Genomic DNA, 23,954 nt, shown 5'->3' with positions numbered 1-23,954 from the left:
ACCCAGGAGCAGACCAAGGCTCCCACCTGCACCCAGATGGGTCAGACCACCTACACCGCCACCTTCAATCCGGATTGGGCTGTGGCCCAGACCCTGACCCTGACCGATGTGGAGCCCACCGGCCACGCCTGGGCCAAGACCACCTACACCTGGGCCGAAGACGGCAGCTCCTGCACCGCCTCTCGGGTGTGCGAGAATGACGCCACCCATGAGGAGACCGCCACGGCTGTTATCACCCAGGAGCAGACCAAGGCTCCCACCTGCACCCAGGCCGGCCAGACCACCTACACCGCCACCTTCAGCGAGGATTGGGCTGCCACCCAGACCCTGACCCTGGACAATGTGGCTATGCTGCCTCACAGCTACGGTGAGACCTGGAAGTGGGATACCACCCATCATTTCCACGTCTGTGAAGGTTGCGGTGCGAAAGCCGATGCCGCCACCCACGCCTTCCAGTGGGTCACCGATTCCCAGGCAGGGAAGAAGTACCAGGAGTGTACCATCTGTGGCTACCAGCTCACCCCGGAGCCCTTGCCCACCCCCAGTGTAACTCCTGCACCCACTCCCGCCCCTACCGCTGAGCCCAAGCCTGTTCCTCCCACCGGAGATTCCCATGAAATCCTTCTGTGGGTTGCCTTGCTGGTGCTGTGTGCCGGTGTGTTGCCCATTGTGTATGTGCAAAAGCGCAAAATGAAATAATTTGCTTTCTATCCGGGATGCCACATGCATCCCGGATAGATTTTTTCAAAATTACTTGACAACCTTCCCGGGCGTTGATATAATGTCAGAGCCGCTTTGAATGGGACACAAGTGGAGTTTTCACTCCCTCCCCCGACAGCGAGCCCGTAATAAAGGAAAGGCAGGTGCAAAGTATGCACGCAATCATCGAGACCGGCGGCAAGCAGTACAAGGTGACCGAGGGCGACGTCCTCTACATCGAGAAGCTGGATGCCGAGGCCGGTAGCTCCATCACCTTCGACAAGGTTCTGGCTGTCCTGAATGGCGACAGCGCTACCTTCGGCGCTCCCGTTGTGGAGGGTGCCTCCGTCACCGCCAACGTGGTGAAGAACGGCAAGGGCAAGAAGGTGCTGGTCTTCAAGTACAAGCCCAAGAAGAACTACCGCCGTCGTCAGGGCCATCGTCAGCCCTACACCAAGGTGGAGATCACCAAGGTCAACGCCTAATTAGGAGGCGCAACATGACCACCGTCACATTCCACGAAAGCAATGGCCGCATGGATGGCGTTGTGGTGGATGGACACAGCGGTTACGCCGATGCCGGGTCCGACATCGTCTGCGCCGCCATCTCCTCCACCGTGGGGCTTCTGGAGTGCACCTTGAATGAGGTGCTGGGTCTGGGAGCACCGGTGAAGGTCAAGGAGGAGGAAGCCCACCTTTCGCTGCGGCTTCCCACCGGCCTGAGCGAGGCAAATGAGCACACCAGCCAGAATCTGATGGTTGGATTGATGGTCTATCTCCAAGCTCTGAGCCAGGAATACCCCAAAAATCTCATCGTCCTGCTGGACGATGATGACGAGGACTAAGTCCCCAATCACCTTTTAGAAAGGACGGTAACGACTTATGCTGAAGATCAACATCCAGCTCTTCGCTCACAAGAAGGGCGGCGGCTCCACCAAGAACGGCCGTGACTCCGAGTCCAAGCGCCTGGGCGTGAAGCGTGCCGACGGTCAGTTCGTTCTGGCCGGCAACATTCTGGTTCGTCAGCGCGGCAGCCACATCCACCCCGGCAACAACGTGGGTAAGGGCTCCGACGACACCCTGTTCGCCCTGGTGGACGGCAAGGTGAAGTTCGAGCGCATGGGCAAGGACCGCAAGAAGGTCTCCGTGTACGAGATCGCTCAGTAATGCTGTTAAAACGTCCCGGACATAACCCTTGTCCGGGACGTTTTTTGTAATCGATGGAAATGCGAGCAAAGAAAGCCTCGCAGAGTTCCGCCGCTGTCAGCGGCGGAATAAATTGAAATCCCGTCATTTTCACGGACATGCGCCGGGAAAATGACTCTTCTCATGGGAGATGGGCCGACTTTTCGTTAGAAATCGAGGTCCAGCTCCCATGCAAATCCGGTCGGAAAAGGCCTTCGGCCTTTTTCGGCCCATATTGAATGGAGGTGCCAACCATGGCCAATCAGTTTATTGATACCGCCCGGATTCTGGTGCGGGCCGGGGCGGGAGGCGGCGGCGCCGTGTCCTTCCACCGGGAGAAATACGTGGCCGCTGGCGGTCCCGACGGCGGCGACGGAGGACGGGGCGGCAACGTGGTGCTCACCGTAGACCCCCACATGTCCACCCTCATGGACTTCCGCTACAAGCGCAAGTATGTGGCCGAGACCGGCATGAATGGCAGCGGTAAGCGCTGCACCGGTAAGGACGGGGCAGACCTGGTCATCAAGGTGCCTCGGGGCACCGTGGTGCGGGACGCCGAGACCAAGGAGATCATCTGCGACATGTCCGACGACAAGCCCTTTGTGCTGGCAAAGGGCGGCAAGGGCGGCTGGGGCAACCAGCACTTTGCCACCCCCACCCGTCAGGTGCCCCGCTTTGCGAAAGCTGGCCTGCCGGGACAAGAGCGGGACGTGATTCTGGAGCTGAAGCTGCTGGCCGACGTGGGCCTGGTGGGCTTCCCCAACGTGGGTAAATCCACCCTTTTGAGCGTGGTCACCCGCGCCCAGCCCAAAATTGCCAACTACCACTTCACCACCCTCTTCCCCAACCTGGGCGTGGTGCCCATGGAGGAGGGCCGCTCCTTCGTGCTGGCCGACATCCCCGGCATCATCGAGGGCGCCGCCGAGGGCGCCGGCCTGGGCCACGACTTTTTGCGCCACATTGACCGCTGCCGCCTGCTGATCCACGTGGTGGATGTGTCCGGCAGCGAGGGCCGGGACCCGGTGGAGGACTTCGACACCATCTGCGCCGAGCTGGAGCAGTGGTCCCCCGAACTGGCCAGCCGCAAGATGCTGGTGGCCGCCAACAAGGTGGACGTGATGGAGGACCCCGAGCTGCTGGAGCGGCTGCGGGCCCACGTGGAGGCCAAGGGCTGCCGTCTCTTTGAGATGTCCGCCGCCACCCACCAGGGTACCCGTGAGCTGATGTACGCCGCTGCCGACGAGCTGGCCCATCTGCCCCCCATCCTGGTGTTTGAGCCCACCTATGTGGAGCGTCCCCCCGAGGTGGACACCTCCGCCCCCCTGGAGATTACCCGGGACGACGACGGCACCTGGCTGGTGGACGGGCCTTGGCTGCGTCAGCTCATGGCCAACGTCAACTTCGGCGACTACGAGAGCCGCAACTGGTTCGACAAGCGTCTGCGGGAGGCGGGCGTGTTCGAGCAGATGGAGGCCAAGGGCGTCACCGACGGCGACCTGGTGTGTCTGTACAATCTGGAATTCGAGTATCAGAAGTAAAAAAACACCCTGGAAGCTATGCTTCCAGGGTGTTTTTTCTTTTAATGGGCGTTTTCGTCGATAAATCGGGGTTCCAGCTTGGAATAGACGATTTTCTGACTGGAGTACAGGGAGAACTTTCCGCTAAGGAGGTAACTGAGGGCGCAGGCCAAGGCAAAGAAGAGCAGCCCTTCGCTGCCAAACAGCTCCACACTCAAAAAGATGCTGGCCAGGGGGCAGTTGACCACCCCGCAAAAGAGAGCGATCATGCACACCGCCGCCCCAAAGCCCGGGTCCACCCCCAGCAGGGGCGCCACAGCACAGCCGAAGGTGGCCCCCACAAAGAAGGTGGGCACAATCTCGCCCCCTCGATACCCCGCCCCCAGGGTCAGAGCAGTGAGCAGGAGTTTCAGGGCAAAGGCCCAGGGTACCCGCACGGTACCCTCCACAGCCTGGGCGATGATATGGCCACCCGCGCCATTGTAGTCGCCGCTGCCCTCCAACAGGCTCACGGCCACCACCAGCACGCCGCCCACCACCGCCCGCAGGTAGGGGTTGGGCAGATAGTGGGCATACCAGTGTCCCGTCTGGTGTACCACGGTACAAAACACCATGGCCAGCAGGGCACAGCCCACCCCCAGCGCCCCAATCTGCACCAGGGACAGCACTTCCAGCTCCGGGATGACCGCCAGGGTGTACGCCTCTGGCTCCACCCCCAGCAGCACTGTCACTCCCATGGACACCAGGGCAGTGAGCAGGCAGGGGAACAGGGCAGAGTAGTGGACAATGCCCACGCTCACCACCTCCATGGCAAACACTGTGGCGGTGAGGGGGGTGGAGAACAGGGCGGCAAACAGGCCGCTCATGCCGCACATCACTTCCACGTTCATTTCCCGCTCTCCCAGGTGCAGCCGCTGGCCCACCTGACAGGCGAGACTTCCTCCAATTTGCAGCGCGGCCCCTTCCCGGCCAGCGCTGCCGCCGGTGAGATGGGTGAGCACCGAGCCGATGAAAATCAGGGGCGCCAGCCGCAGGGGCGGCCGCTGGCCGGAGCGGACGCTGGCAATGATCTGGTTGGTGCCGCTGTCGTTTTCCATCCCCGCCCCTTGGTATAGCCCCACAATGATGAGGCCCGCCAGGGGCATACACCACAGCAGCCAGGGGAATTGCCCCCGCCATGCGGTGACCAGGGTGATGGCGTGAGAAAAGGCGGCCCCTGCCGCCCCGCACACCAGTCCCGTTGCCACCGCCAATACGCTCCAATGGACCCAGGCCCGCACCGTGGGCATAGCCCGATCCCAAAATTCCTTCCTATTTTGTGTCATATCCTCCCGCCCTTTTGACTTTGATTGGCACTTTGGATTATATTCTCCCCCCCAGAGGCTGTCAAGGGCGGGGAGAGCCGCAGCTCCCCCCGCCCCGGGTATCATCTCAATTCCGCTGTGGGTCAGCCTCCACGGGTGAAGGTCACCTGGCCCATTTCCTGCTCACTAAAGTCCATGGTCATAGAGTCCCCGTCCAGAGTATAGGGGGTGTACTGGCTGTCTCCAGGCTTGGTATCGGTGGAATCAGAGGTATACAGCTTTTCCTTGTCCGCCCGATACTGGCCCTCTGTCTTGATCTGCTCGGCCACCGTGGAGCTCAGCTGGCCCAGGCTCTCCTTCATCAAGGCGGTAAAGCTTTCCCGATCCATACCCGACTGGGCCAACGCCTCATCCACCGTCATGTTCGTAATGCCCTGGTCTTTGAGCATCTGCTCCATATAGACCATGGTAGCATCCACCGCTTTTTGAATCAGCTGGTCCACGGACTGATCCAACTTCTCCTGGTCCACCGTCAAGGTGTAGGTGTCGTCCTCCCGGAACTCCATCTCCAGGGGGATATAGAAGTTCTCCATCTCCAGCTCATCGGCAATTTCAGGAGCGGTCAGACGCATACCTTCCACAACCTGCTCCATCACATCCACCTGACCAGACCAGGTGCCCACCAATTTCTCCTTGGGGTCGCTGCTGCTGCATCCGGTCAGGGCCAGGATCAGCCCTACGGCCAGAGGCCATACCATCCATCTGTGCTTCATCTTCCATATCTCCTTTCCTTGTCCCGATTCGATGCACCTTGGCGCTATCTTTCTCTCACCATATCACACGTGTACACATCTTTCAAGCAACAGCGAAAATATTGTCCACTTTTTGTTATATTTGACGTAAACTGCGGAGTAAATTTGTCCGTCTTCCCCCATGTAATTCCCATTGCTTCCAGTTTGACCACACTTTTCCTGCCTTGTTTCCCGTCAGATACCGGCCTTTTCCCAGTTTTGTCTCCCAAAGGGTTCCCACGCGGCTGAAAACAAAGAAAGTTTGAAAAATTTTTGACAACCCCCTTCCATTTATCAGAAAGGTGATGTATAATAGCCTTGCGCAAACGCGATCATCCATATTTTATAAGGAGTGATACCAATGAGCATTAAAGTAGGTATTAACGGTTTTGGCCGCATCGGCCGAATGGTTTTCCGCGCCAGCATCAATCATCCCGAGATCGAGATCGTGGGTATCAACGATCTGTGTCCCGCTGATTACCTGGCCTATATGCTGAAGTACGACACCATGCATGGTCACTTCGAGGGCGAGGTTTCCTCCACCGAGACCGGCATCGTTGTCAACGGCAAGGAGATCCCTGTCTTCGCCGAGCGTAACCCCGCTGACATCCCCTGGGGCAAGCTGGAGGCTGAGTACGTTGTGGAGTCCACCGGCCTGTTCCTGACCAAGGAGAAGGCTCAGGCTCACATCGACGCCGGCGCCAAGAAGGTCATCATGTCCGCTCCTTCCAAGGACGACACCCCCATGTTCGTGTGCGGCGTCAACCTGGACGCTTACACCTCCGACATGACCTTCGTGTCCAACGCTTCCTGCACCACCAACTGCCTGGCCCCCATCGCCAAGGTTCTGAACGACAAGTTCGGCATCAAGGACGGCCTGATGACCACCGTGCACTCTGTCACCGCCACCCAGAAGACCGTTGACGGTCCCTCTCTGAAGGATTGGCGCGGCGGTCGTGCTGCTACCGGCAACATCATCCCCTCCTCCACTGGCGCTGCTAAGGCCGTGGGCAAGGTTATCCCCGCTCTGAACGGCAAGCTGACCGGTATGTCCATGCGTGTTCCCACCCTGGACGTGTCCGTGGTTGACCTGACTGTGAACCTGGAGAAGCCCGCCACCTACGCTGAGATCTGCGAGGCCATGAAGGCTGCTTCCGAGGGCGAGCTGAAGGGCGTTCTGGGCTACACCGACGAGGACGTGGTGTCCAGCGACTTCCTGGGCGATTCCCGCACCTCCATCTTCGATGCCAAGGCTGGTATCGCTCTGACCGACACCTTCGTGAAGGTCGTGTCCTGGTACGACAACGAGATGGGTTACTCCAACAAGGTTCTGGAGCTCATCAAGCACATGTACTCCGTGGACCACAAGTAAGAAAACCATTTCAAAAGGGACTTGGCTTACGCCAAGTCCCTTTTTTTATGCTCTCATATGAATTTCTGGAAGGCCACCCTCAGTGGATGACCTCCTCGGCAGGGATGCCTACCCGATGGTGCCGGGTGAGCAGCCAGCCGGCGGTGAGAGCGGTGAAGGGGGCCACGGTGACCAGACCGAAGGAGCCGATCACCGTCTGAATCAGCTCGGCAGCCACGTACTTGTAGTTGAGCATGTGGTCAATGGGAGTCCCCTGGGCCATAAACACCATCAGCAGGGCCACATAGCCCCCGGAATAGGCAAAGAGCAGGGTGGTAGTCATGGTCCCCATGGCGCTGCGCCCCACGTTCAGCCCCGACTTCATGGCCTCTCGCCAGCCCAGGTCCGGCCGCTTTTCCACCACCTCGTGTACCGCCGACGTGATATCCACGCTCAGGTCCATGACCGCCCCGGAGGCCCCAATGAAGATGGAGGCCATAAAGATGCGGGTGAGGTTCAGATCCTGGAACCCGGAGTACAACAGGCTCTCGGAGTAGGCCATTACCGCCCCGTGGATCTTGAACAGGTCGGTGAAGAGGATGCCCAACACACAGGTGACCAAAATCCCCAAAAAGGAGCCGGACACCGCCGCCATGCACCGCCGGTCAAAGCCGTACACCAGGGCGATGATGAGCAGGGTGAGAAACAAGGTGAGGAGCAACCCAATCCAAATGGGGTTCCACCCCTTTAGGTACAGCGGCACCAGCACCTTCCACAAGGTGAGTACCGTCAAGATAAAGGAGGCAATGGCCCGCACCCCGGTGCCTCCGGCAAAGAGAACCAGGAACACCGCAAACGCCGCCGCCAGCACCGCCTCCCAGCCCAGGCGGAAATGATCGCTCATGGTCACGTTGGTGATGGTATCCCCGTCGTGGCTGACCACCACCAACGCCTTGTCCCCAGGCTCATACACCTTGTCTTGCTCCAAAGAGCCGTTGAGCATGTTGACCCCGGTGGCGGTCTGTCCGGCAAAGGCCCCGTCCAACAGTTCCAAGGTGCATCGCTGCTCCCCGGAACGCACCAGACCGGTATCAATAATCATGGAGTTATCCACCTCCACCACTCGGGCGCTGCACCGCACCGCCTCTTGGTACAGCGCCGCCTCCTCAAACCCGGTGGGCAGGAACAAAAGCACCACAATGGCCAGCAGACACACCAGCACCGGGGCATGATAGCGAACATTTTTTCTGGGCAAAGGGGGAAGTTTCATGAATGACAGACTCCTTTTTTCTCAGATGAAGGTACAGCGCAAGCCTCCGCCACATACCGGCGGAGGCTTGCGTGTGGTTGTGGGCAGGTGGGGGAAGGCTTACTTCACGCCCACCAGAGCGGCCATCTTGTCAAAGATGTCCGTGTTGTCGTAGTAGCCGTCGAACTTCTCGGCGCCTGCGCCCTGGGCCAGCACGGCCACGGGCAGACCGGTGTGGCTATAAGAGGTGAAGCTCACGCCTGCTTTGTTGTTGATGATGTGGGTGAGGGTGACGGTGAGGGGCTCGTAGGTGCCGTAGAGCACATACTCCTCCTGCTCATACTCACTGGCTGCCACGCCGTTGATGCTCTTTTCATACGCGGCCTTCAGGGTAGCCAGCTCATAGTCGGTGAGCACCAGCTTGTCGCCCTCCTCGCCCTGAGTCTTCAGGCCGAAGAGCTGCTCCACGTCCTTCATCACGTCGTCAAAGGAGGTCTTGTTCTCCTTGTACTTGGCCACATAGTCGGTGTCAAACTTGGTGAAGGAGACCTTCTGGCTGTCCAGCAGGTCCAGATAAGTGTCGTAGTCGGTACCGGCAAAGCCGATGGTCAGACCGCCGGTCTCGTGGTCGCCGGTGACCAGGATCAGGGTCTCGTCGGCGTGATCCTTGGCAAAGTCAATGGCCACCTGCACCGCATCGGCAAAGGCCATGGTGTCGTGGATGGAGGAGGCGGCGTCGTTGGCGTGGCAGGCCCAGTCGATCTTGCCGCCCTCGCACATCATAAAGAAGCCCTCGTCGTTGTCCAACACCTCGATGCCCTTCTCCACATAGTCGGCCAGAGAGAGCATGTCGTCGGTGCGGTCCAGCTCGTAGGTCATGCCTCCGTCGCTGGTGACGTTCTCGTCCACGATGAACACCTTTTCGTTCTCGCTGGTGATGGCCTCCACCTCGGCCTTGGTGTCCGCCAGGGTGTAACCGGCGTTCTCCACCAGGTCATACAGGTTCTCCTGGTCCCCCTCGGGGCCATCGGGCTGACCGAAACCAGCGCCAGCGAAGTAGTCAAAGCCGGACTCCAGCAGGTCCAGGCCAATCTCGTAGTAGTCATTGCGGCTGGCCTGGTGGGCGTAGAAGGCGGCGGGGGTGGCGTGGTTGATGGTCACGGAAGAAATGACACCCACCTTCCAGCCCAGCTGGTCCTTCACCTTCTCGGCAATGGTCTCATAGGACTGAGAACCGGTCTCGTCCATGTTGATGGTGCCGGAATAGGTCTTATGGCCGGTGGAAATGGAAGTGGCAGTGGAAGCGGAGTCGGGGCAGAAGCTGTTGGAGTCGTAGGTCACGGCGGAACCGGACACATCAAAGTTCATGAAGTTCAGGTACTCGGGACCGTCCAGAATGGCGCCCTGGTTGTCGTCCAGGCTGGGCTCAGCCTGATGATAGTCCTCGTCTTGCAAAGCGCCCAGATAGTCGGCGGTGGACTGAATCTGAGGATAGCTCATACCGTCGCCAATGAAGAGGAACACATACTTGGGCGTGGTGCCCTCCTGGTTGACATGCTGGCTGGGCTGATTCTCGTTCTGGTTGGCGGTGGGAGCGGAGCAGCCGGCCAGAGCGCCCATCAGAGTGGCGCCGGCCAGAAGTCCGGCAGCAATTTGCTTGCGTTTCATGGTGGAGATCTTCCTTTCTCACAATCATTTCTCAATTCAAATCATGGCTATGGATGCCGAGGCTCATGATACCCAAAATGATACCGCCTCTTCCACCAGAAATCCGTAAAAATTGTGGGATTGGTTTCATTTTTCTGTAAGAGAACCGTAAAACGCCTGGACAAATCCAAAGATTTATCCAGGCGTTTCTCTATTTTTGTGGGAAATAACCACCCATATGATATGAAATGCTTATGCCAAGCTGTGCTCCTCCAACCACACCATCAGGGTGGGCTGGCCCTTCCGAATGCGGCGGGTGCGCACCTGGAACAGCACCAGGGTGAGGATAGTGAACACCACCAGCCACACCGCCAGATACGCCAAACATCCGGTGATGTCCGGGCCACCGGCAATGGCGCTGCGGAAGGCCCGCACCGTATAGGTGAAGGGCACCCAGCCGTTGAGGGCGGGGACAAAGGAGCCGGACAGCTCCAGGGGATAGGTGCCCACCGAGCCGGAGAGCTGGAGCACCATAAAGATGAGCATCAAGAAGCTGCCCACCTTGCCCAACAGGCAGGTAAAGAAGTACATCACCGACATGAAGGTCACTGCCGCCACCAGGGCCACCAGCACCGTGCGGCCCCAGTCCACCGGCTGGAAGCCGTTGAACAGGTGGAGGCTGCCCAGCATCACCAGGGCCTCCAGGATGGCCACGGTATACAGCACCGAGGCCTTGCTGCGCCACCAGGCAAAGCCGCTTTTCAGCTCGCCGCTGTACTGGGTCAGGGGGTACATCAGACTAAAGGCGATACATCCCACCCACAGGGCCACCGACATCATGTAGGGGGCCATGGCGTGGCCGTTGTTGGCCACCTGGGTGAGCTGGCTCTCCTGGGTCTCCACCGGGGCGGCCATCTGGTCGGCTACGGCGTTTCCCGTGTTGGTGTCGGCTATCTCCTGAGCACCGTCCGCCAGCTTGTCCTGGAGGGTAGCGGCTCCATCCTCCAGGGCCTTCGCCCCGTCGGTGAGGGTCTGGGCCCCCTGGTGGAGCTGTCCGGCGGCGTCCTGAATCTGACCCGCGCCCTGGTTGAGGGCGTCCATTCCTTCCGTCAGCTGGGCCTTGTTGTCCATGAGCTGGTCGGCCCCGTCCACCAAAGTCTGCGTGCCCTGGTGCAGCTTCTGGGCCCCTTGATACAGCCCGTCCACCCCCTGGGTGAGGGCGGGAAGCTGGCCCTGCATCTGGGTGACCCCCTGGGCCAACGTCTCACTGCCCTGAGCCAAGGTGTTCAACCCCTGTTGCAACTGGGCCGCGCCAGCGCGGAGAGGTGCAGTACCCTGCTCTTTCAGCTGACCAGCCCCCTGGGCGGCCTGGGTGATGCCCTGGGTGAGGGCGGGGGCCTGCTGGCTGAGCTGCTCCAGCCCCTGAGACAGCTGGGTGGCACCCTGGCTGAGCTGGCCCACTAGGGCTTGGAGCTGCTCCCCACTCACCTGGCCGCTCTGGATGGCCAGAGACAGCCCTTGCAGGCCCTGTTCCAGCTGCTTGGCCCCATCCGCCAACGCCTGGGCGTTTTGGGGCAGGGCTTGGGTCTGGCTTTGCAGCTGGTTGAGGCCCTCCAAGAGAGCATTCAGGCTCTCATCCACCTGGGCGGCTCCCTGGGCCAGGGTTCCGCTGCTGTTTGCCGCCTGTCCGGCCCCCTGAGCCAAACTCTGGGCCCCCTGGTTTAACTGCTCCACCCCCTGGGTGAGGGGCTGGGTGGCCTGCTGGAGCTGGCCCAAACCGTCCTCCAGCTGGGCAGCGCCGTCGTTGAGGGCCCCGCTGCCCTGTGCTACCTGGGTCACGCCTGCCAGATAGTCCCCCAGGCCCTGGGACAGCCGCTGAGAGCCATCCACAAAGGTGAGGGAGCTGTCCGACAGCTGCGCCAGGTAATCGGTGAGGGACTGGGCTCCCTGGGTGAGGGTGTGGGCACCGTCCGCCAGCTCTCCGCCGCCGTCGGCGGCCTGGGTCATGCCGTCCCCGATCTCGCCGATCTGTTCCAGCATGGTGGTAGCGTAGGTGCGGGTCACTTCCTCCCGCACCCCCAGCTCCATCTCCTTCATGGCGCTCTCACTGAGCTTGGAGGCGATGTAGTTGGTGCCGGGGTTGGTCTCATACTTCAGCTCCATGGTCTGGGGCTGGTCCTGGGTAATGGAAGAAGCCCGCTGGGAGAAGTCCTCCGGGATGGTGATGACCATGTAATAGGTGCCGTCCTCCAGCCCCTTCTGGGCCTCCTCCTGGCCCACAAAGTGGAAGTCCAGAGAAGGCTCCTCTTTCAGGTTATCCACCAGGGACTGGCCCACCTCATAGGTAGTGCCCTCCACCGTTACCGGCTGGTCCAAATTCACCACCGCCACCGGCAAATGCTCCACACTGCCGTAGGGGTCCCACATGGAGCCCAAAAACAGGGTGGTGTAGATGGTGGGGATGGCCACAATGGCAATCATCACCACCAACAACAAGGGGTTGTGTAGCAGCCGCTTCCATTCTTCTCGTTTCAACGTCGAACCCTTCCTTCCAGGTTGCTAGACACTATGTCTAGGAATCATCGTGGTGTTGTATTTTTTTACGAGGAGCATTATACTGGAGGGGACAGGACAACGCAACCGACAATCTGTCGTCGGTCTGTCTACTAATCAACACAGTGACGACAGATTGTCCATTGTTCAAAAAAGCTTTACAAACCAGGAGGACGGAACATGGAGCGAACACCAGACCGCCGGGTACGGCGCACCCGGGCCCTGCTGCGCCAGGGGCTGGCCCAGCTGATGGGGGAGAAGAGCGTCAACGAGGTGACGGTCACCGAGCTGGTGGATTTGGTGGACATCAACCGCTCCACCTTCTACCTCCACTACCGGGACATTCCCCACATGCTGGAGTGTGTGGAGCAGGAGTTATACGACGAAATCTTCCACGCCATGGAGGCCACCCTCACCGGACGGTTTGAGGGGGGAAACCTGGCCTTTTTGGAGGATGTGTTTGCCATTCTCTTTGCCAACCGGGACATCTGTGCCGCCCTGCTGGGCCCTCGGGGGGACATTGGCTTTCTCCACCGCATTGAGGAGATGCTCTCCCAGTACATTCTCACCCCCTTGCAGCGCACCCAGCCGGATGTGGCCTACCGCTACACCTTCTGCGTAGCCGGGGGCATGGGCCTCATCAAAGACTGGCTGTCCCGGGGCTGCCCCGAGTCGCCCCAGGACATGGCAGGCCGCACCGCCGCCCTCATCGCCGGGGTGACACACAGATAAAAAAATCCGGGAAATCTTACGATTTCCCGGATTTTTTATTTATTGGGAATTTATTCGCCAAGCACAGTGGCACAGCGAGCGCACAGCTGGTTGTGGCCGTGGTCGGTACCAATGCTGGTGTCATGGTTCCAGCAGCGGGGGCACTTGGCGCCCTCGGCCAGGGAGACGGCCACGGTGAGGCCCTCGAACTCCTCGCCCTGGTAGCCAGTGCCTTCGCCCTGGGCCACGGTGACCTGGGAGACGATGCACAGGGTGGCCAGATCGGCCTCGGAGAGGTTCATGGCCTGGAACTGCTCGAAGGCGGCAGCGGTGAAGGTGAGGGACAGAGCGGCGTCGGTGCTCTTCTTGATGCCCTGCTCGCTTCTGGCCAGCTCCAGAGCCTTGTTCACGTCGTCCCGCAGGGCGATGATGCGGTTCCACTTCTCGTCCTCGGCCTCGGTCATGGCGTAGGCGGGGTTGAGGTTGGGGATGTCGTTGAACAGCACGCACTCGGTGTCGTCGCTGTCAGCGTGGGGCATGGCACACCAGATCTCCTGGCTGGTGAAGGCCAGGATGGGGGCCAGCAGCCGGGTCATACCGTCCACGATGATATACAGGGCGGTCTGAGCGGAGCGGCGGCCTGCCTCATCACCACAGTACAGGCGGTCCTTGATGATATCCAGGTAGAAGTTGGACATCTCCACCACGCAGAAGTTGTAGATGGCACGGTAGGCGGCGTGGAACTCGTAGCGCTCATAGGCGGCGCGGCAAGCACCCACCAGGTTGTTGAACTGGTGCACGGCCCAGCGGTCCAGCTCCATCATGTTCTCCACGGCCACGGGGGCGTTGGGGTCGAAGCCGGCCAGGTTGCCCAGCATGTAGCGGGCGGTGTTGCGGATCTTCAGGTAGGCCTGGGACAGCTGCTTCAAAATCTCGGGGGAGATGCGCATGTCCTGGGTGTAGTCGGCGGAGGCCACCCACAGACGCAGCATGTCGGCGCCGTAGTCCTTGATGACCTCGTCGGGGGACACGGCATTGCCCAGAGACTTGTGCATGGCCTTGCCCTCGCCGTCCACGGTCCAGCCGTGGGTGATAATCTGCTTGTAGGGAGCCACGCCCTTGGCGGCAATGGAGGTGAGCATGGAGGACTGGAACCAACCACGGTACTGGTCGCCGCCCTCCAGGTACACGTCGGCGGGGAAGGTCAGCTCGGGACGCTCATCCAGCACAGCGGCGTGGGTGGAGCCGGAGTCGAACCACACGTCCATGATGTCGGACTCCTTGGAGAAGTGGACGCCACCGCAGTGGGGGCACTTCAGGCCCAGACCCTCCACCAGCTCGTCGGCGGTCTTTTCAAACCAGATGTTAGAGCCGTGCTCACGGAACAGCTCAGAGACACGCTGGATGGTCTCGGGGGTCACAATGTCGGCCCCGCACTGGTCGCAGTAGAAGATGGGGATGGGCACGCCCCACTTGCGCTGACGGGAGATGCACCAGTCGTTGCGCTCGCTGATCATAGAGGTCATGCGGTCCTTGCCCCAGGAGGGGTGCCAGGAGATGTGGTCGCAGCTCTCCACGGCGGTGTCCTTGATGGCGTCCACGGAGCAGAACCACTGCTCGGTGGCACGGTAGATGATGGGGTTCTTGCAGCGCCAGCAGTGGGGGTAGGAGTGGACGATGTTCTCCTTGGCCAGCAGGAAGCCCTCGGCCTCCAGGTCAGCCACCACCAGGTCGTTGCCCTTGGCGTAGAACTGGCCGTTGTACCGCTCGTCGGTCATGACGCCCTTGGCGTTGACGGGCACGGGGGTGCCGATGTGGGTCTTACCAGCCTGGTCGTAGGCCTTGCAGATGTTAAAGTCGTCGGCGCCGAAGCCGGGGGCGGTGTGGACGCAGCCGGTACCGGCGTCCAGGGTGACGTGGTCGCCGCAGAGGATGACGCTCTCCCGGTCGAAGAGGGGGTGCTTGGCGGTCATCAGCTCGAAGTCACTGCCCTTAAAGGTGGCCAGCACGGTGCAGGCAGCCTGATCCAGGCCAGCGGCCTTGCACACGGACTCCACCAGGCCCTCGGCCAGGATATACACCTCGCCGTTGGGGGCCTGGAGCAGCACGTAGTCGAAGTCGGGGTTGACGGAAATGGCATAGTTGCCGGGGATGGTCCAGGGGGTGGTGGTCCAAATGACGAAGTAGGTCTTGCTCAGGTCAGTGACGGAAGCCAGCTTGCCCTGGTCGTCCTTCACGGGGAACTTCACGAAGATGGTGGTGCAGGGGTCGTCGGCGTACTCGATCTCCGCCTCGGCCAGAGCGGTCTGGTCGTGGGGGCACCAGTACACGGGCTTCATCCCCTTGTAAATGTAGCCCTTCTCCGCCATCTTGCCGAAAATCTCCACCTGCTTGGCCTCAAACACAGGGCTAAGGGTGAGGTAGGGGTTCTCCCAGTCGCCGATGACGCCCAGGCGCTGGAACTCGCTGCGCTGGATGTCCACGAAGTTGAGGGCGAAGTCCCGGCACTTGTCCCGGAACTCGGAGTCAGTGAGCTCATCCCGCTTGATCTTCTTGTCCTTCAAAATGGCGGACTCGATGGGCAGGCCGTGGGTGTCCCAGCCGGGGACATAGGGGGCCTGGAAGCCGGTCATGTTCTTGTAGCGGATGATGATATCCTTCAAAATCTTGTTCAGGGCGGTGCCGATGTGAATGTGGCCGTTGGCGTAGGGAGGGCCGTCGTGGAGGACAAACTTGGGCTTGCCCTCGTTCTTCTTCATCAGCTTGTGATAGGTCTCCACCTCCCACTTGCCGTTAAGCAGCTCGGGCTCACGCTTGGGCAGCCCAGCCCGCATGGGGAAGTCGGTCTGGGGGAGGTGTACGGTCTTGTTGTAATCCATGGTGGGATTCCTCCTGTATTTGAGTTTTTGGGGACAAAAAACACCTTTGTCCCTCTGAAATGAGAGACAAAGGTGTGAAAAACCTCTGCGGTACCACTCTCGTTGCCTGTGCCTGCGCACAGACCCCTCGATGGGTCACATTAACGGAGACCAACCCGGCAAAGCCTACTAAGGCGCACCTTGCGCCCGTTGGGTTTGCAGCTCCCAGGTGATATTCCCCAAGGCCCGCCCTGCCGCTGTTCCACCATACCAGCAGCTCTCTGGTGGGGGGTGAGTTGGGTACTCGTCCTGTTCCACGCATTTAACCTCTATATCTTATCCAGTTGGCAGGGGTTTGTCAACTGTTTTTCCGGCAAAAATCCGGTTTGCACACTCCACAAAAAAGGCTTTTTCTTATCTTCTGGCCTCGTAGGCAAACCAGCCCTTGCGCTCCAGCTTGCGGGTAATGGTCCAGCCGTTTTGCTCCAGAGCCGCTGCCACTTCCTCCGCCCGGGAGTCAATGATGCCCGAGCACAGGAACACCCCGTCGGGGGTCAAAAAGCGATGGGCCACGGCGGACAGAGGGATGATGACATCCGCCACGATGTTGGCCAGCACCACCTGGTTCTGGCCGGGGCGCAGCTGATCGCCGAACTTCTGGTCAGCCAAGACATTGCCCGCCAGCACGGTGAGCCGGTCCTTGCCAATGCCGTTCATGGCGGCGTTTTCATAGGCCACATCCACCGCCTTGGGGTCAATGTCCACCCCCACGGCGTGCTCTGCCCCCAGTCCCAGGGCGGCAATGGCCAAAATGCCGGAGCCACAGCCCAGGTCCAGCAGCTTCTCGCCGCCGTGGATGTGGTTCTCCATGAGCTCCAGGCACAGCTGGGTGGTGGGGTGGGAGCCGGTGCCAAAGGTGAGGCCGGGGTTCAGGTACAAAGGCACCCGGCCGTCGGGGATGGGCTGACCCTTCATCCACTCGGGGACGATGTACACCCGCTGGCCTACCGGGATGGGCTGATAGTACTTCTGCCAGGAGGTGGCCCAGTCCTCCTCCCGCAGGGAGACGGTCTGGGGCTCGTACTGCTCCAGGCCCCGGAGGGCGGCTCTCATCTGGGCCTCGCCCTCTTCATTGTCCGGCACATAGAACTTCACCCGGCTGGCCCCCTTCATATGGCGGGCCAAATCCTCGTCCACATAGTCCCAATACTGGCGGTTTTGCTCCAAAAACTTGAGAAACTCTCCCTCTTCCTCCACCACCAAGCCAGTCATGCCGTTGCTGGTGAGGGTGTCGCACACCTGGTCGATGACCTTGGCGGGGACGGGGAGGGTCACTTCCAACCAACGCTCGCTCATCCTGCGTTCTCTCCTTTGCTTCTCAGTTCCCGCAGGGTGACCTCGAAGGCCTCCTGCTGGTGGGGCAGCACCGGCAGCGTCTCCGGCACCTCAGCCCCCGCACAGGTCAGAACCCGGCGCAGCACCTCATGGGCCAGGGCGGGGTTCTTCACCAGCACGGGGCCGGTGAGGTGGGTGGCCATCAGGTTGCCGCTGAGGTACCCCTCGGGGCCACGCTGGCAGTCGTTGCCGAAGCCCATTTCCAAACTCTCAAACATGGGGCTGGACACCCCGGCAGTGAGAGAGCACTTGTTCATAAAGCCCACCACAGGGGAGTATCCCGGCGGGGTGTTGGCAATCACGTCGTGGGGGGTGCGCTGGCGGGTCTCAATGGTGGTAAACTCGGTGAGACCCAGGCCTTCCCACACCTTACCCTGGGTGTCGGTGATGGACTGGCCCAGCACCTCCATGGCGTTTCCGGTAAACAGCACCACAGCGCCTCGGTCCAGGGCCCCTTTCAGCCCGTCCACCTGGGGACGCAGCACCTCCAAGGCAAACTTCTGTCCCCGCTCGGTGCCGCAGCCCATGTAGATGAGGTGAGCCTCCGACAGGTCGGGGGTCTCCCCGGCCACGATTTCCACCTCATGGCCCAACTCCTGGGCCATGCGCTGCAACATCACCAGGTTGGCGTACTCCCCATACAGGCTCATGCGCTGGGGACACAGATGCACAAATTGTAGTTTCATCCCTCTCACCCCTTACTTGTCTTCCAGTTCCACCCGGTCCAGTACCTTGTCCCGGTCGGAGAAGCAGGTGACCACGTACAAATCCTCGTCCCCACTGCCCTCCAGCAGCTCCACCGCCTGGTGGATGTTGGCCGACAGCACCAGCTTGTCCTGGGGCACCGAGGAACACTCAAAGCGCAGAGCCAGGTCGTGGACGTACCGTCCCGCCAGCACCACCCGCTGCACATGGGGGGCGGAGAGCTGGTCGAAGTCAATGTCCCACAGCCAGCTGGTCTCTCCGGTAAAATACTTGCGGGAGATGGAGTCCACCACCACCAGCACGGAACAGGGGGTGCCCAAATCCCGGATGTAGCGCAGATTGGTGTCGTAGGCCACAGAATTTTCGTGCTTACTGGTGAGCAACGTGCCCTTGTGGTGGCCCAGGGTGAAGCGCACCATGCGGCCATTCTTCAAAATGTAGTTGTTGATGACCCCGGCGGCGGTACCCTTGTCCACCCCGATCATGCGGCAGGCGGACCAGGCGGCCAGGATGTTGTACACGTTGTAAATGGAGCGGAAGGCCAGCTGAATGGGGGTGTCCCCGTCCAGCACCAGCTGTCCCGCCTCCAGGTCCAGGCCCGTCACCGCAAAGTCGGGGTGGGGCCGGTGGTGGTCGCACTGGGTGCAGTGGTAGTGGCCGATGTGGTTGTAGTGGTACAGCTCATACTCCATGGGCGCGCCGCAGGCAGGGCAGAAGGCCCCGTCGTTATACATGCCGTGGTGCTCACGGGTGGCCCCGGGCCAGGCCTCCAGCCCGAACCACTTCACCGGGTTGCCCTGGTGGGCAAAGCAAGCCACCAGGGGGTCGTCGGCGTTGAGCACCAGAGTGGTGGAGGGGTGAATGGCGGGGAGGATGGCGTCATACACCCACTGGGGGTGTCCGTTGCGGGTGAGCTGGTCCCGGTACAGGTTGGTGATGACAAAGTGGGTGGGGTGGAACCAGTGGAAGGTGTGGCGGGCGTACCGCTCGTCGCTCTCCAACAGGAGCACGTCCCCCCGCACCCGGCCAGACAGATCGCACTGGGACAGGATGAGGGTGGTGACACCTTCAATCTGGTTGGAGCCCTCGGCGTTGTACACCACGTTCTTCCCCGCGGCCTTCAAAATGGCGGCAATCATCTCCACTGTGGAGGTCTTGCCGTTGGAGCCGGTGACGGCGATGACGTAGGGGGGCAGCTTCACCCGGCCCAGCACATCGGGGCACACCTTCAGGGCAAATTGTCCCGGCAGGGAGGAGCCCCGGCCCAGCATCTTGCCCACCACGCGCATGAGTTTACACAAAATGATGGCTAAAAATCGTCTCATGGTACCAGCCTCTTTTCTCAGTTTGACGGGTTATGGCCCCGGTCCAGCCAGATCATCAAGGCGGTTAGATCCGCCGGACTCACGCCGCTGATGCGCCCCGCCTGGCCCAGGTTCAAGGGCTGAATCTGGCTCAGCTTTTGCCTGGCCTCCAGGCGCAGGCCCTGAATGGCGTTGTAGTCGGTGTCGGTGGGAATGGCCCGGCGCTCCAGCTTGGCCATGTCGGCCACCTGCCGCATCTGCCGCTCAATGTATCCCTGATATTTCACCGAGATTTCCACTTGCTGTGCAATTTCGGTGGAAATCTGGGGACGCTCCGGGTCAAAGGGGGTGAGGTCGGTGTACGTCACCCGTGGACGGCGGAGGAGATCCGCCAACCGGGCCCCGTGGGGACAGGGTGGCTCGCCCCGGGTGGCCAGCATGTCATCCAGCGCTTGGGAAGGGGCGGCTCCCGTATGTTCCAGCCGCTTGGCCTCCCGCTCCACCGCCTTGTATTTCTCCTCCACTTGCCGCATCCGCGCCTCGCTCACCAGCCCCACCCGGTGGCCCAGGTGGCACAGACGCTGGTCGGCGTTGTCCTGGCGGTGGAGCAGGCGATACTCGGTGCGGGAGGTCATCATGCGGTAGGGCTCTTCGGTGCCCTTGGTGACCAGGTCGTCAATCAAGACCCCGATGTACCCGTCTCCCCGGGTGAGAATGAGGGGCGGCTCCCCTTTCAGCTTCAATGCGGCGTTGATGCCCGCAATGAGGCCCTGGGCGGCGGCCTCCTCGTAGCCGGAGGAGCCGTTGAACTGGCCCGCGCCGTACAGCCCCGGCACCCCCTTAAACTCCAGGGTGGGCAGCAGCTGGGTGGGGTCCACGCAGTCGTACTCGATGGCGTAAGCGGGGCGGGTCATCTCCGCCTCCTCCAGCCCCGGGATGGTGTGGAGCATCTCCACCTGCACCTGCTCGGGCAGGGAGGAGGAAAAGCCCTGGATGTACAGCTCCTCGGTGTTCAGGCCCATGGGCTCAATGAACAGCTGGTGGCGGGTTTTCTCGGGGAATCGCTCCACTTTGGTCTCAATGGAGGGACAATAGCGGGGGCCTACCCCTTCAATGGTACCGTCAAACAGGGGGGATTGGTCCCAGTTGGCCCGAATGATGTCGTGGGTGTGCTCATTGGTGTAGGTGAGGTAGCACACCGCCTGGTTTTTTGGCGGCTCCTGGGTGGTAAAGGAGAAGGGCACCACTTCCTGGTCCCCCTCTTGCAGTTCCATGGGGGAGAAATCCACACTGCGGCGGTGGACCCGGGGGGGCGTGCCAGTCTTAAACCGGCGCAGGCGCAGCCCCAGCCGCTCCAGACAGCTGGACAGGGACTGGGCGGCGGCCATGCCGTCAGGCCCCGAGTCCCGCACCACAGGGCCCACAATGGTGCGTCCCTTCAAATAGGTGCCGCTGGCGATGATGGCAGCTTTCACCTCATAGGTGGCCCCGGTCTCGGTGACCACGGCAGACACCGCGCCGGTATCGTCGGTGAGAATGTCCACAATCTCCCCCTGCTTCACCCACAGGTTGGACTGGCACTCCAGGGTGTGCTTGCACACCTCCTGGTATCGCCGCCGGTCCGCCTGGGCCCGCAGAGACCACACCGCGGGGCCTTTGCCCCGGTTGAGCATCCGGTATTGGATGCAGGCGGCGTCGGCGGCTTTGGCCATTTCGCCCCCCAATGCGTCAATTTCCCGCACCAGGTGGCCCTTGCCCGTGCCGCCGATGGCGGGGTTACAGGGCATGTTGCCCACGGCGTCCAGATTGATGGTAAAGCACAGGGTGCGAAGGCCCAGCCGGGCGGCGGCGAGAGCCGCCTCGACACCGGCGTGGCCCGCCCCAATGACGGCAATATCAAATTGTCCTGCTTGATAGGGCATAAAAACAAGTCCTTTTGTGTCTATATTTCAGGGTTTGGCCACCAGTTCCACCACCGAAATCTCGGGCAGGTTGAACAGCCGGAACCCGGGGATGGGGGTGGTGTTGTTGCCCACCCCACGGGTGGCGTACAAGGTGCTCTCCCCCAGGGTGTACACCCCGGCGGTCCAGGTGGGGAAGAGGTCACCCCCCGAGCCAAACACCCCGTCGGTGAAGGGCAGGCGCACCAGCCCGCCGTGGGCGTGGCCGGACAGCACCAGGGCGTAGCCACAGGCGGCGTATCGGTCAAAGTAGTTGTTGCGGTGGGCCAGGAGCAGGGTGCACAGGCCCGGATGGTCCTGTTGAATCTCCTCATACAGCTCCTGGGGCGTCTTCTGGTCGGCGTAGCCGTTGGCATCGTCCACCCCGGCCAGCACCACCTGGTCCCCATTCCGCTCCAGCACCACGTACTGGTTGGACAGCACCGTCACCCCGTTTTCGGCCAAAAGCGCCTTGGTCTGGCGAATATCCCCCACCGCCCACTCGTGGTTTCCGGTGACGAAGTAGGTGGGGGCGATGGCGGACAGGCCCCGGGCCAGGGCGGGGAGGGTGCCCCGCTGGCTGGCCTGGTCGATGATGTCCCCGGTGAGGGCGATGAGTTCCGGGCTCTGGGCGGCAATCTGCTCCAGCAGGTCCCGGTGGTTTTCCCCGTACTGGTGGCCGTGGAGGTCGGACAGGTGCACCACCCGCATCCCCTCAAAGCCCTGGGGCAGGCCGGAGACAGGCACCTGGGTGTGGGTCACCTCCAGCCCCCAAAACTGCCAGTTGAGGAAGGCGGCGCCCCCTAAAATACACGCGGTGACCCCCAGGGCAGCGCCCAGGGCACGCAGTGGTTTTTTAATCTTCATCGTGGAGGTAGTAGGGCCGCATCAGGCTGCGGTGCTCGGTGGAGTCCTTCTGGCGGTTGGAGCGGGGCGCGGCCTCGATGGGGCGGGGCCGATCGTTGCCCCGGGAGCGGCGGCGCTTGCCGGACAGAGAGGGGGGCAGGATGGAGGGTTTCTCCCCCTTGTGCTTCTTGCCGCCCTTGCCCTCCTGGGCTTTGGGAGGCTGGGGCTCCTTCTTGGGCTTTTCCTGCTTGGGCTGCTCCTTCCGGGGTTTCTCCTGCTTGGCAGGCTGCTCCTTCCGGCCCTTGCGCTCCCGCTGCGGCCTCTCGCTGCGGGGCGGCTGGACGGGACGGCGGGGGGCCAGCAGCCGGGCAGTGGCGTCCATAATCACGTCCGAATCCAGGGGATTGGGCTTGTAGAAGTCGGTCTCGGGCATGGCGGGCTGCTGGGGCAGGGTGTCAGACAGCTTGCCCTGGCGCACGCCACGCTTGTGGTGGTGGGGCTCCTCGGGAATGGGGGCCGGGGCAGGCTGAGGGGCCTTTTCCCGGCGGGGCTTCTCCTTCCGGGGCTTTTCCTGCTTGGGCTTGTCGGCCTTGGCGGGCTTCTCCGGCTTGGGAGGCTGCTCCGCTTTGGCGGCCTTCTCTGCCTTCTGGGCCTGGGCCTCCTCCTGCCGCTGACGGCGGCGGTCCCGGGCGGCCTGACGGGCCTCGGCGTCCTCGGCGCTGATGATGCGGCCATTCTTGTCCCGCTTGGGGGCCTCCAGGTTCACCATGGGGAAGGGGTGGTCCTCCACCACGGGGATGGGACGGCCCAACAGCTTCTCAATGGCCTTCAAGTCCGACTTCTCATCGAACTGGCAGAAGGACACGGCGGTGCCGGAATGCCCCGCCCGGCCGGTGCGGCCAATGCGGTGGACATAGGTCTCGGGTACGTCAGGGAGGTTGTAGTTGAACACCCAGGACAGCTCGTCGATGTCGATGCCCCTCGCGGCGATGTCGGTGGCCACCAGCACCTGAACCTTCCCCGCCTTGAAATCGTTGAGGGCCTGGACCCGGGCGGTCTGGCTCTTGTTGCCGTGGATGGCGGCGGCGGGGATTCCCTGGGCGTTTAAGTCCTTGGCAATGCGGTTGGCCCCGTGCTTGGTGCGGCAAAACACCAGGGCAGAGGTGATGTTCCAGGTCTGAATGAGGTGGCACAGCAGCTTGGTCTTGTTGTTCTTGTCCACATAAAACAGCTTTTGACCGATGACCTCCACCGGGGAGGACACCGGGTCCACCTCCACCCGGGCGTAGTTGTGCAGCAGGGCATTGACCAGCTCCATGACCTCAGGGGGCATGGTGGCGGAGAAAAACAGGGTCTGCTTCTTCTGGGGCAGCACCTTCAAAACCCGGCGCACATCGTGGATGAAGCCCATGTCCAGCATGCGGTCGGCCTCATCCAGCACGAAAATCTCAATGTGGCTCAGGTCCACAAGCCCCTGGCCGTGGAGGTCCAGCAGGCGGCCCGGAGTGGCCACCAGAATGTCCAGGCCCTTTTTGATTTTATCCACCTGAGGCTGCTGGCCCACGCCGCCGAAGATGACGGCGCTACGCAGGGGCAGGTGCTTGCCGTAGGCCACGATGGACTCCTGGATTTGCAGGGCCAGCTCCCGGGTGGGGGTGAGGATCAGGGCGCGAATGACCCGGGGATTGGGGATTTTCTTGGACAGGCGCTGTAAAATGGGGGTGGAGAAGGCACAGGTCTTGCCAGTGCCCGTCTGGGCGCAGCCCAGCACGTCCTGTCCGGTAAGGGCGGGGGGGATGGCCCCTTGCTGGATGGGAGTGGGGGCGGTATACTCCTGCTCTGCCAGGGCCTTCAAAATGGGGTCTATGAGACCCAGTTGTTTGAAATTCATGGTATCGTT

General features: G+C 61.5%; 19 protein-coding genes and 1 other annotated feature. Of the genes, 7 read left to right on the top strand and 12 right to left on the bottom strand.

Annotated elements, in window-relative coordinates; translation table 11 throughout:
* The 5 genes from B5G37_RS15195 to obgE form a co-directional block, all read left to right on the top strand.
* Positions 1–699 (top strand): hypothetical protein (locus tag B5G37_RS15195; RefSeq protein ID WP_343229696.1); only part of this gene is annotated, 699 nt, incomplete at its 5' end.
* A 173-nt stretch (positions 700–872) separates the two neighbouring features.
* Entirely contained in the window at positions 873–1,184 is a 312-nt protein-coding gene (gene rplU, locus B5G37_RS07580; protein WP_087233272.1) for a 50S ribosomal protein L21, read from the top strand.
* Between the two features lie 14 nt (positions 1,185–1,198).
* Entirely contained in the window at positions 1,199–1,543 is a 345-nt protein-coding gene (locus B5G37_RS07575) for a ribosomal-processing cysteine protease Prp (protein ID WP_087256084.1), read from the top strand.
* A gap of 37 nt (positions 1,544–1,580) precedes the next feature.
* Positions 1,581–1,865 carry a 50S ribosomal protein L27 gene (rpmA, locus tag B5G37_RS07570; RefSeq protein WP_087256082.1) on the top strand — a complete coding sequence of 95 codons (285 nt, stop codon included), beginning with the start codon at positions 1,581–1,583 and terminating at the stop codon, positions 1,863–1,865.
* Between the two features lie 272 nt (positions 1,866–2,137).
* A complete protein-coding gene (gene obgE / locus B5G37_RS07565) occupies positions 2,138–3,421 on the top strand; it encodes a GTPase ObgE (RefSeq protein WP_087256078.1) in 1,284 nt (427 codons plus the stop codon).
* Positions 3,422–3,462: 41 nt separating this feature from the next.
* On the opposite strand, the gene B5G37_RS07560 is transcribed toward obgE, so the two are convergent.
* A complete protein-coding gene (locus tag B5G37_RS07560; protein WP_242962813.1) occupies positions 3,463–4,725 on the bottom strand; it encodes a chloride channel protein in 1,263 nt (420 codons plus the stop codon).
* A gap of 122 nt (positions 4,726–4,847) precedes the next feature.
* The gene (locus tag B5G37_RS07555) at positions 4,848–5,477 is read right to left on the bottom strand and encodes a hypothetical protein (protein WP_087256073.1); all 630 of its coding nucleotides are present in this window, start codon (positions 5,475–5,477) and stop codon (positions 4,848–4,850) included.
* A gap of 379 nt (positions 5,478–5,856) precedes the next feature.
* Here B5G37_RS07555 and gap point away from each other — a divergent pair, with 379 nt between their 5' ends.
* Positions 5,857–6,867: a type I glyceraldehyde-3-phosphate dehydrogenase gene (gap, locus tag B5G37_RS07550; protein WP_087256070.1), complete on the top strand. Its 1,011-nt coding sequence runs from the start codon at positions 5,857–5,859 to the stop codon at positions 6,865–6,867.
* A gap of 79 nt (positions 6,868–6,946) precedes the next feature.
* Here gap and B5G37_RS07545 read toward each other — a convergent pair whose 3' ends face one another.
* The 3 genes from B5G37_RS07545 to B5G37_RS07535 form a co-directional block, all read right to left on the bottom strand.
* Complete coding sequence (locus B5G37_RS07545) at positions 6,947–8,116, bottom strand: YibE/F family protein (RefSeq protein WP_087256068.1); 1,170 nt, start codon at positions 8,114–8,116, stop codon at positions 6,947–6,949.
* 99 nt (positions 8,117–8,215) lie between these two features.
* Positions 8,216–9,763 carry an alkaline phosphatase gene (locus B5G37_RS07540; RefSeq protein WP_087256066.1) on the bottom strand — a complete coding sequence of 516 codons (1,548 nt, stop codon included), beginning with the start codon at positions 9,761–9,763 and terminating at the stop codon, positions 8,216–8,218.
* Positions 9,764–9,994: 231 nt separating this feature from the next.
* The gene (locus tag B5G37_RS07535; RefSeq protein WP_087256064.1) at positions 9,995–12,277 is read right to left on the bottom strand and encodes a YhgE/Pip domain-containing protein; all 2,283 of its coding nucleotides are present in this window, start codon (positions 12,275–12,277) and stop codon (positions 9,995–9,997) included.
* A gap of 198 nt (positions 12,278–12,475) precedes the next feature.
* Here B5G37_RS07535 and B5G37_RS07530 point away from each other — a divergent pair, with 198 nt between their 5' ends.
* Positions 12,476–13,027, top strand: coding sequence for a TetR/AcrR family transcriptional regulator (locus tag B5G37_RS07530; protein WP_087256062.1), 552 nt, complete (start codon positions 12,476–12,478; stop codon positions 13,025–13,027).
* 50 nt (positions 13,028–13,077) lie between these two features.
* On the opposite strand, the gene ileS is transcribed toward B5G37_RS07530, so the two are convergent.
* The 7 genes from ileS to B5G37_RS07495 all read right to left on the bottom strand — a co-directional run bounded on the left by ileS (position 13,078) and on the right by B5G37_RS07495 (position 23,945).
* A complete protein-coding gene (ileS, locus tag B5G37_RS07525) occupies positions 13,078–15,885 on the bottom strand; it encodes an isoleucine--tRNA ligase (protein WP_087256060.1) in 2,808 nt (935 codons plus the stop codon).
* 59 nt (positions 15,886–15,944) lie between these two features.
* Positions 15,945–16,190, bottom strand: a binding site (T-box leader).
* Positions 16,191–16,278: 88 nt separating this feature from the next.
* The gene (gene prmA / locus B5G37_RS07520) at positions 16,279–17,220 is read right to left on the bottom strand and encodes a 50S ribosomal protein L11 methyltransferase (protein ID WP_087256058.1); all 942 of its coding nucleotides are present in this window, start codon (positions 17,218–17,220) and stop codon (positions 16,279–16,281) included.
* The gene (locus B5G37_RS07515; RefSeq protein WP_087256056.1) at positions 17,217–17,945 is read right to left on the bottom strand and encodes a hypothetical protein; all 729 of its coding nucleotides are present in this window, start codon (positions 17,943–17,945) and stop codon (positions 17,217–17,219) included. Before B5G37_RS07515 ends, prmA begins: the two co-directional genes overlap by 4 nt.
* Before the next feature lie 12 nt (positions 17,946–17,957).
* Positions 17,958–19,289, bottom strand: a complete 1,332-nt coding sequence (locus tag B5G37_RS07510) for a MurT ligase domain-containing protein (RefSeq protein ID WP_087256052.1) — start codon at positions 19,287–19,289, stop codon at positions 17,958–17,960.
* 17 nt (positions 19,290–19,306) lie between these two features.
* Entirely contained in the window at positions 19,307–21,190 is a 1,884-nt protein-coding gene (gene mnmG, locus B5G37_RS07505; RefSeq protein ID WP_087256050.1) for a tRNA uridine-5-carboxymethylaminomethyl(34) synthesis enzyme MnmG, read from the bottom strand.
* Between the two features lie 27 nt (positions 21,191–21,217).
* Positions 21,218–22,075 carry a metallophosphoesterase gene (locus B5G37_RS07500; RefSeq protein ID WP_087256048.1) on the bottom strand — a complete coding sequence of 286 codons (858 nt, stop codon included), beginning with the start codon at positions 22,073–22,075 and terminating at the stop codon, positions 21,218–21,220.
* On the bottom strand, positions 22,065–23,945 hold the full coding sequence (locus tag B5G37_RS07495) for a DEAD/DEAH box helicase (protein WP_087256046.1): 1,881 nt from the start codon (positions 23,943–23,945) through the stop codon (positions 22,065–22,067). The genes B5G37_RS07500 and B5G37_RS07495 overlap by 11 nt, the downstream gene beginning before the upstream one ends.
* Between the last annotated feature and the right edge of the window lie 9 nt (positions 23,946–23,954).

Source organism: Pseudoflavonifractor sp. An85 (genome assembly GCF_002161235.1).
Lineage (GTDB): Bacteria > Bacillota > Clostridia > Oscillospirales > Oscillospiraceae > Enterenecus.
This window is presented reverse-complemented; position numbering and strand designations above follow the sequence as displayed.

Bases quoted from the DNA above. Each gene is read 5' to 3' on its own strand.
- B5G37_RS07510 (WP_087256052.1), bottom strand. From the start codon at position 19,289: ATGAGACGATTTTTAGCCATCATTTTGTGTAAACTCATGCGCGTGGTG.
- rpmA (WP_087256082.1), top strand. From the start codon at position 1,581: ATGCTGAAGATCAACATCCAGCTCTTCGCTCACAAGAAGGGCGGCGGC.
- B5G37_RS07540 (WP_087256066.1), bottom strand. From the start codon at position 9,763: ATGAAACGCAAGCAAATTGCTGCCGGACTTCTGGCCGGCGCCACTCTG.
- mnmG (WP_087256050.1), bottom strand. From the start codon at position 21,190: ATGCCCTATCAAGCAGGACAATTTGATATTGCCGTCATTGGGGCGGGC.
- B5G37_RS07500 (WP_087256048.1), bottom strand. From the start codon at position 22,075: ATGAAGATTAAAAAACCACTGCGTGCCCTGGGCGCTGCCCTGGGGGTC.
- B5G37_RS07555 (WP_087256073.1), bottom strand. From the start codon at position 5,477: ATGAAGCACAGATGGATGGTATGGCCTCTGGCCGTAGGGCTGATCCTG.
- B5G37_RS07530 (WP_087256062.1), top strand. From the start codon at position 12,476: ATGGAGCGAACACCAGACCGCCGGGTACGGCGCACCCGGGCCCTGCTG.
- ileS (WP_087256060.1), bottom strand. From the start codon at position 15,885: ATGGATTACAACAAGACCGTACACCTCCCCCAGACCGACTTCCCCATG.
- B5G37_RS07560 (WP_242962813.1), bottom strand. From the start codon at position 4,725: ATGACACAAAATAGGAAGGAATTTTGGGATCGGGCTATGCCCACGGTG.
- prmA (WP_087256058.1), bottom strand. From the start codon at position 17,220: ATGAGCGAGCGTTGGTTGGAAGTGACCCTCCCCGTCCCCGCCAAGGTC.
- B5G37_RS07495 (WP_087256046.1), bottom strand. From the start codon at position 23,945: ATGAATTTCAAACAACTGGGTCTCATAGACCCCATTTTGAAGGCCCTG.
- B5G37_RS07515 (WP_087256056.1), bottom strand. From the start codon at position 17,945: ATGAAACTACAATTTGTGCATCTGTGTCCCCAGCGCATGAGCCTGTAT.
- rplU (WP_087233272.1), top strand. From the start codon at position 873: ATGCACGCAATCATCGAGACCGGCGGCAAGCAGTACAAGGTGACCGAG.
- obgE (WP_087256078.1), top strand. From the start codon at position 2,138: ATGGCCAATCAGTTTATTGATACCGCCCGGATTCTGGTGCGGGCCGGG.
- B5G37_RS07545 (WP_087256068.1), bottom strand. From the start codon at position 8,116: ATGAAACTTCCCCCTTTGCCCAGAAAAAATGTTCGCTATCATGCCCCG.
- B5G37_RS07575 (WP_087256084.1), top strand. From the start codon at position 1,199: ATGACCACCGTCACATTCCACGAAAGCAATGGCCGCATGGATGGCGTT.
- gap (WP_087256070.1), top strand. From the start codon at position 5,857: ATGAGCATTAAAGTAGGTATTAACGGTTTTGGCCGCATCGGCCGAATG.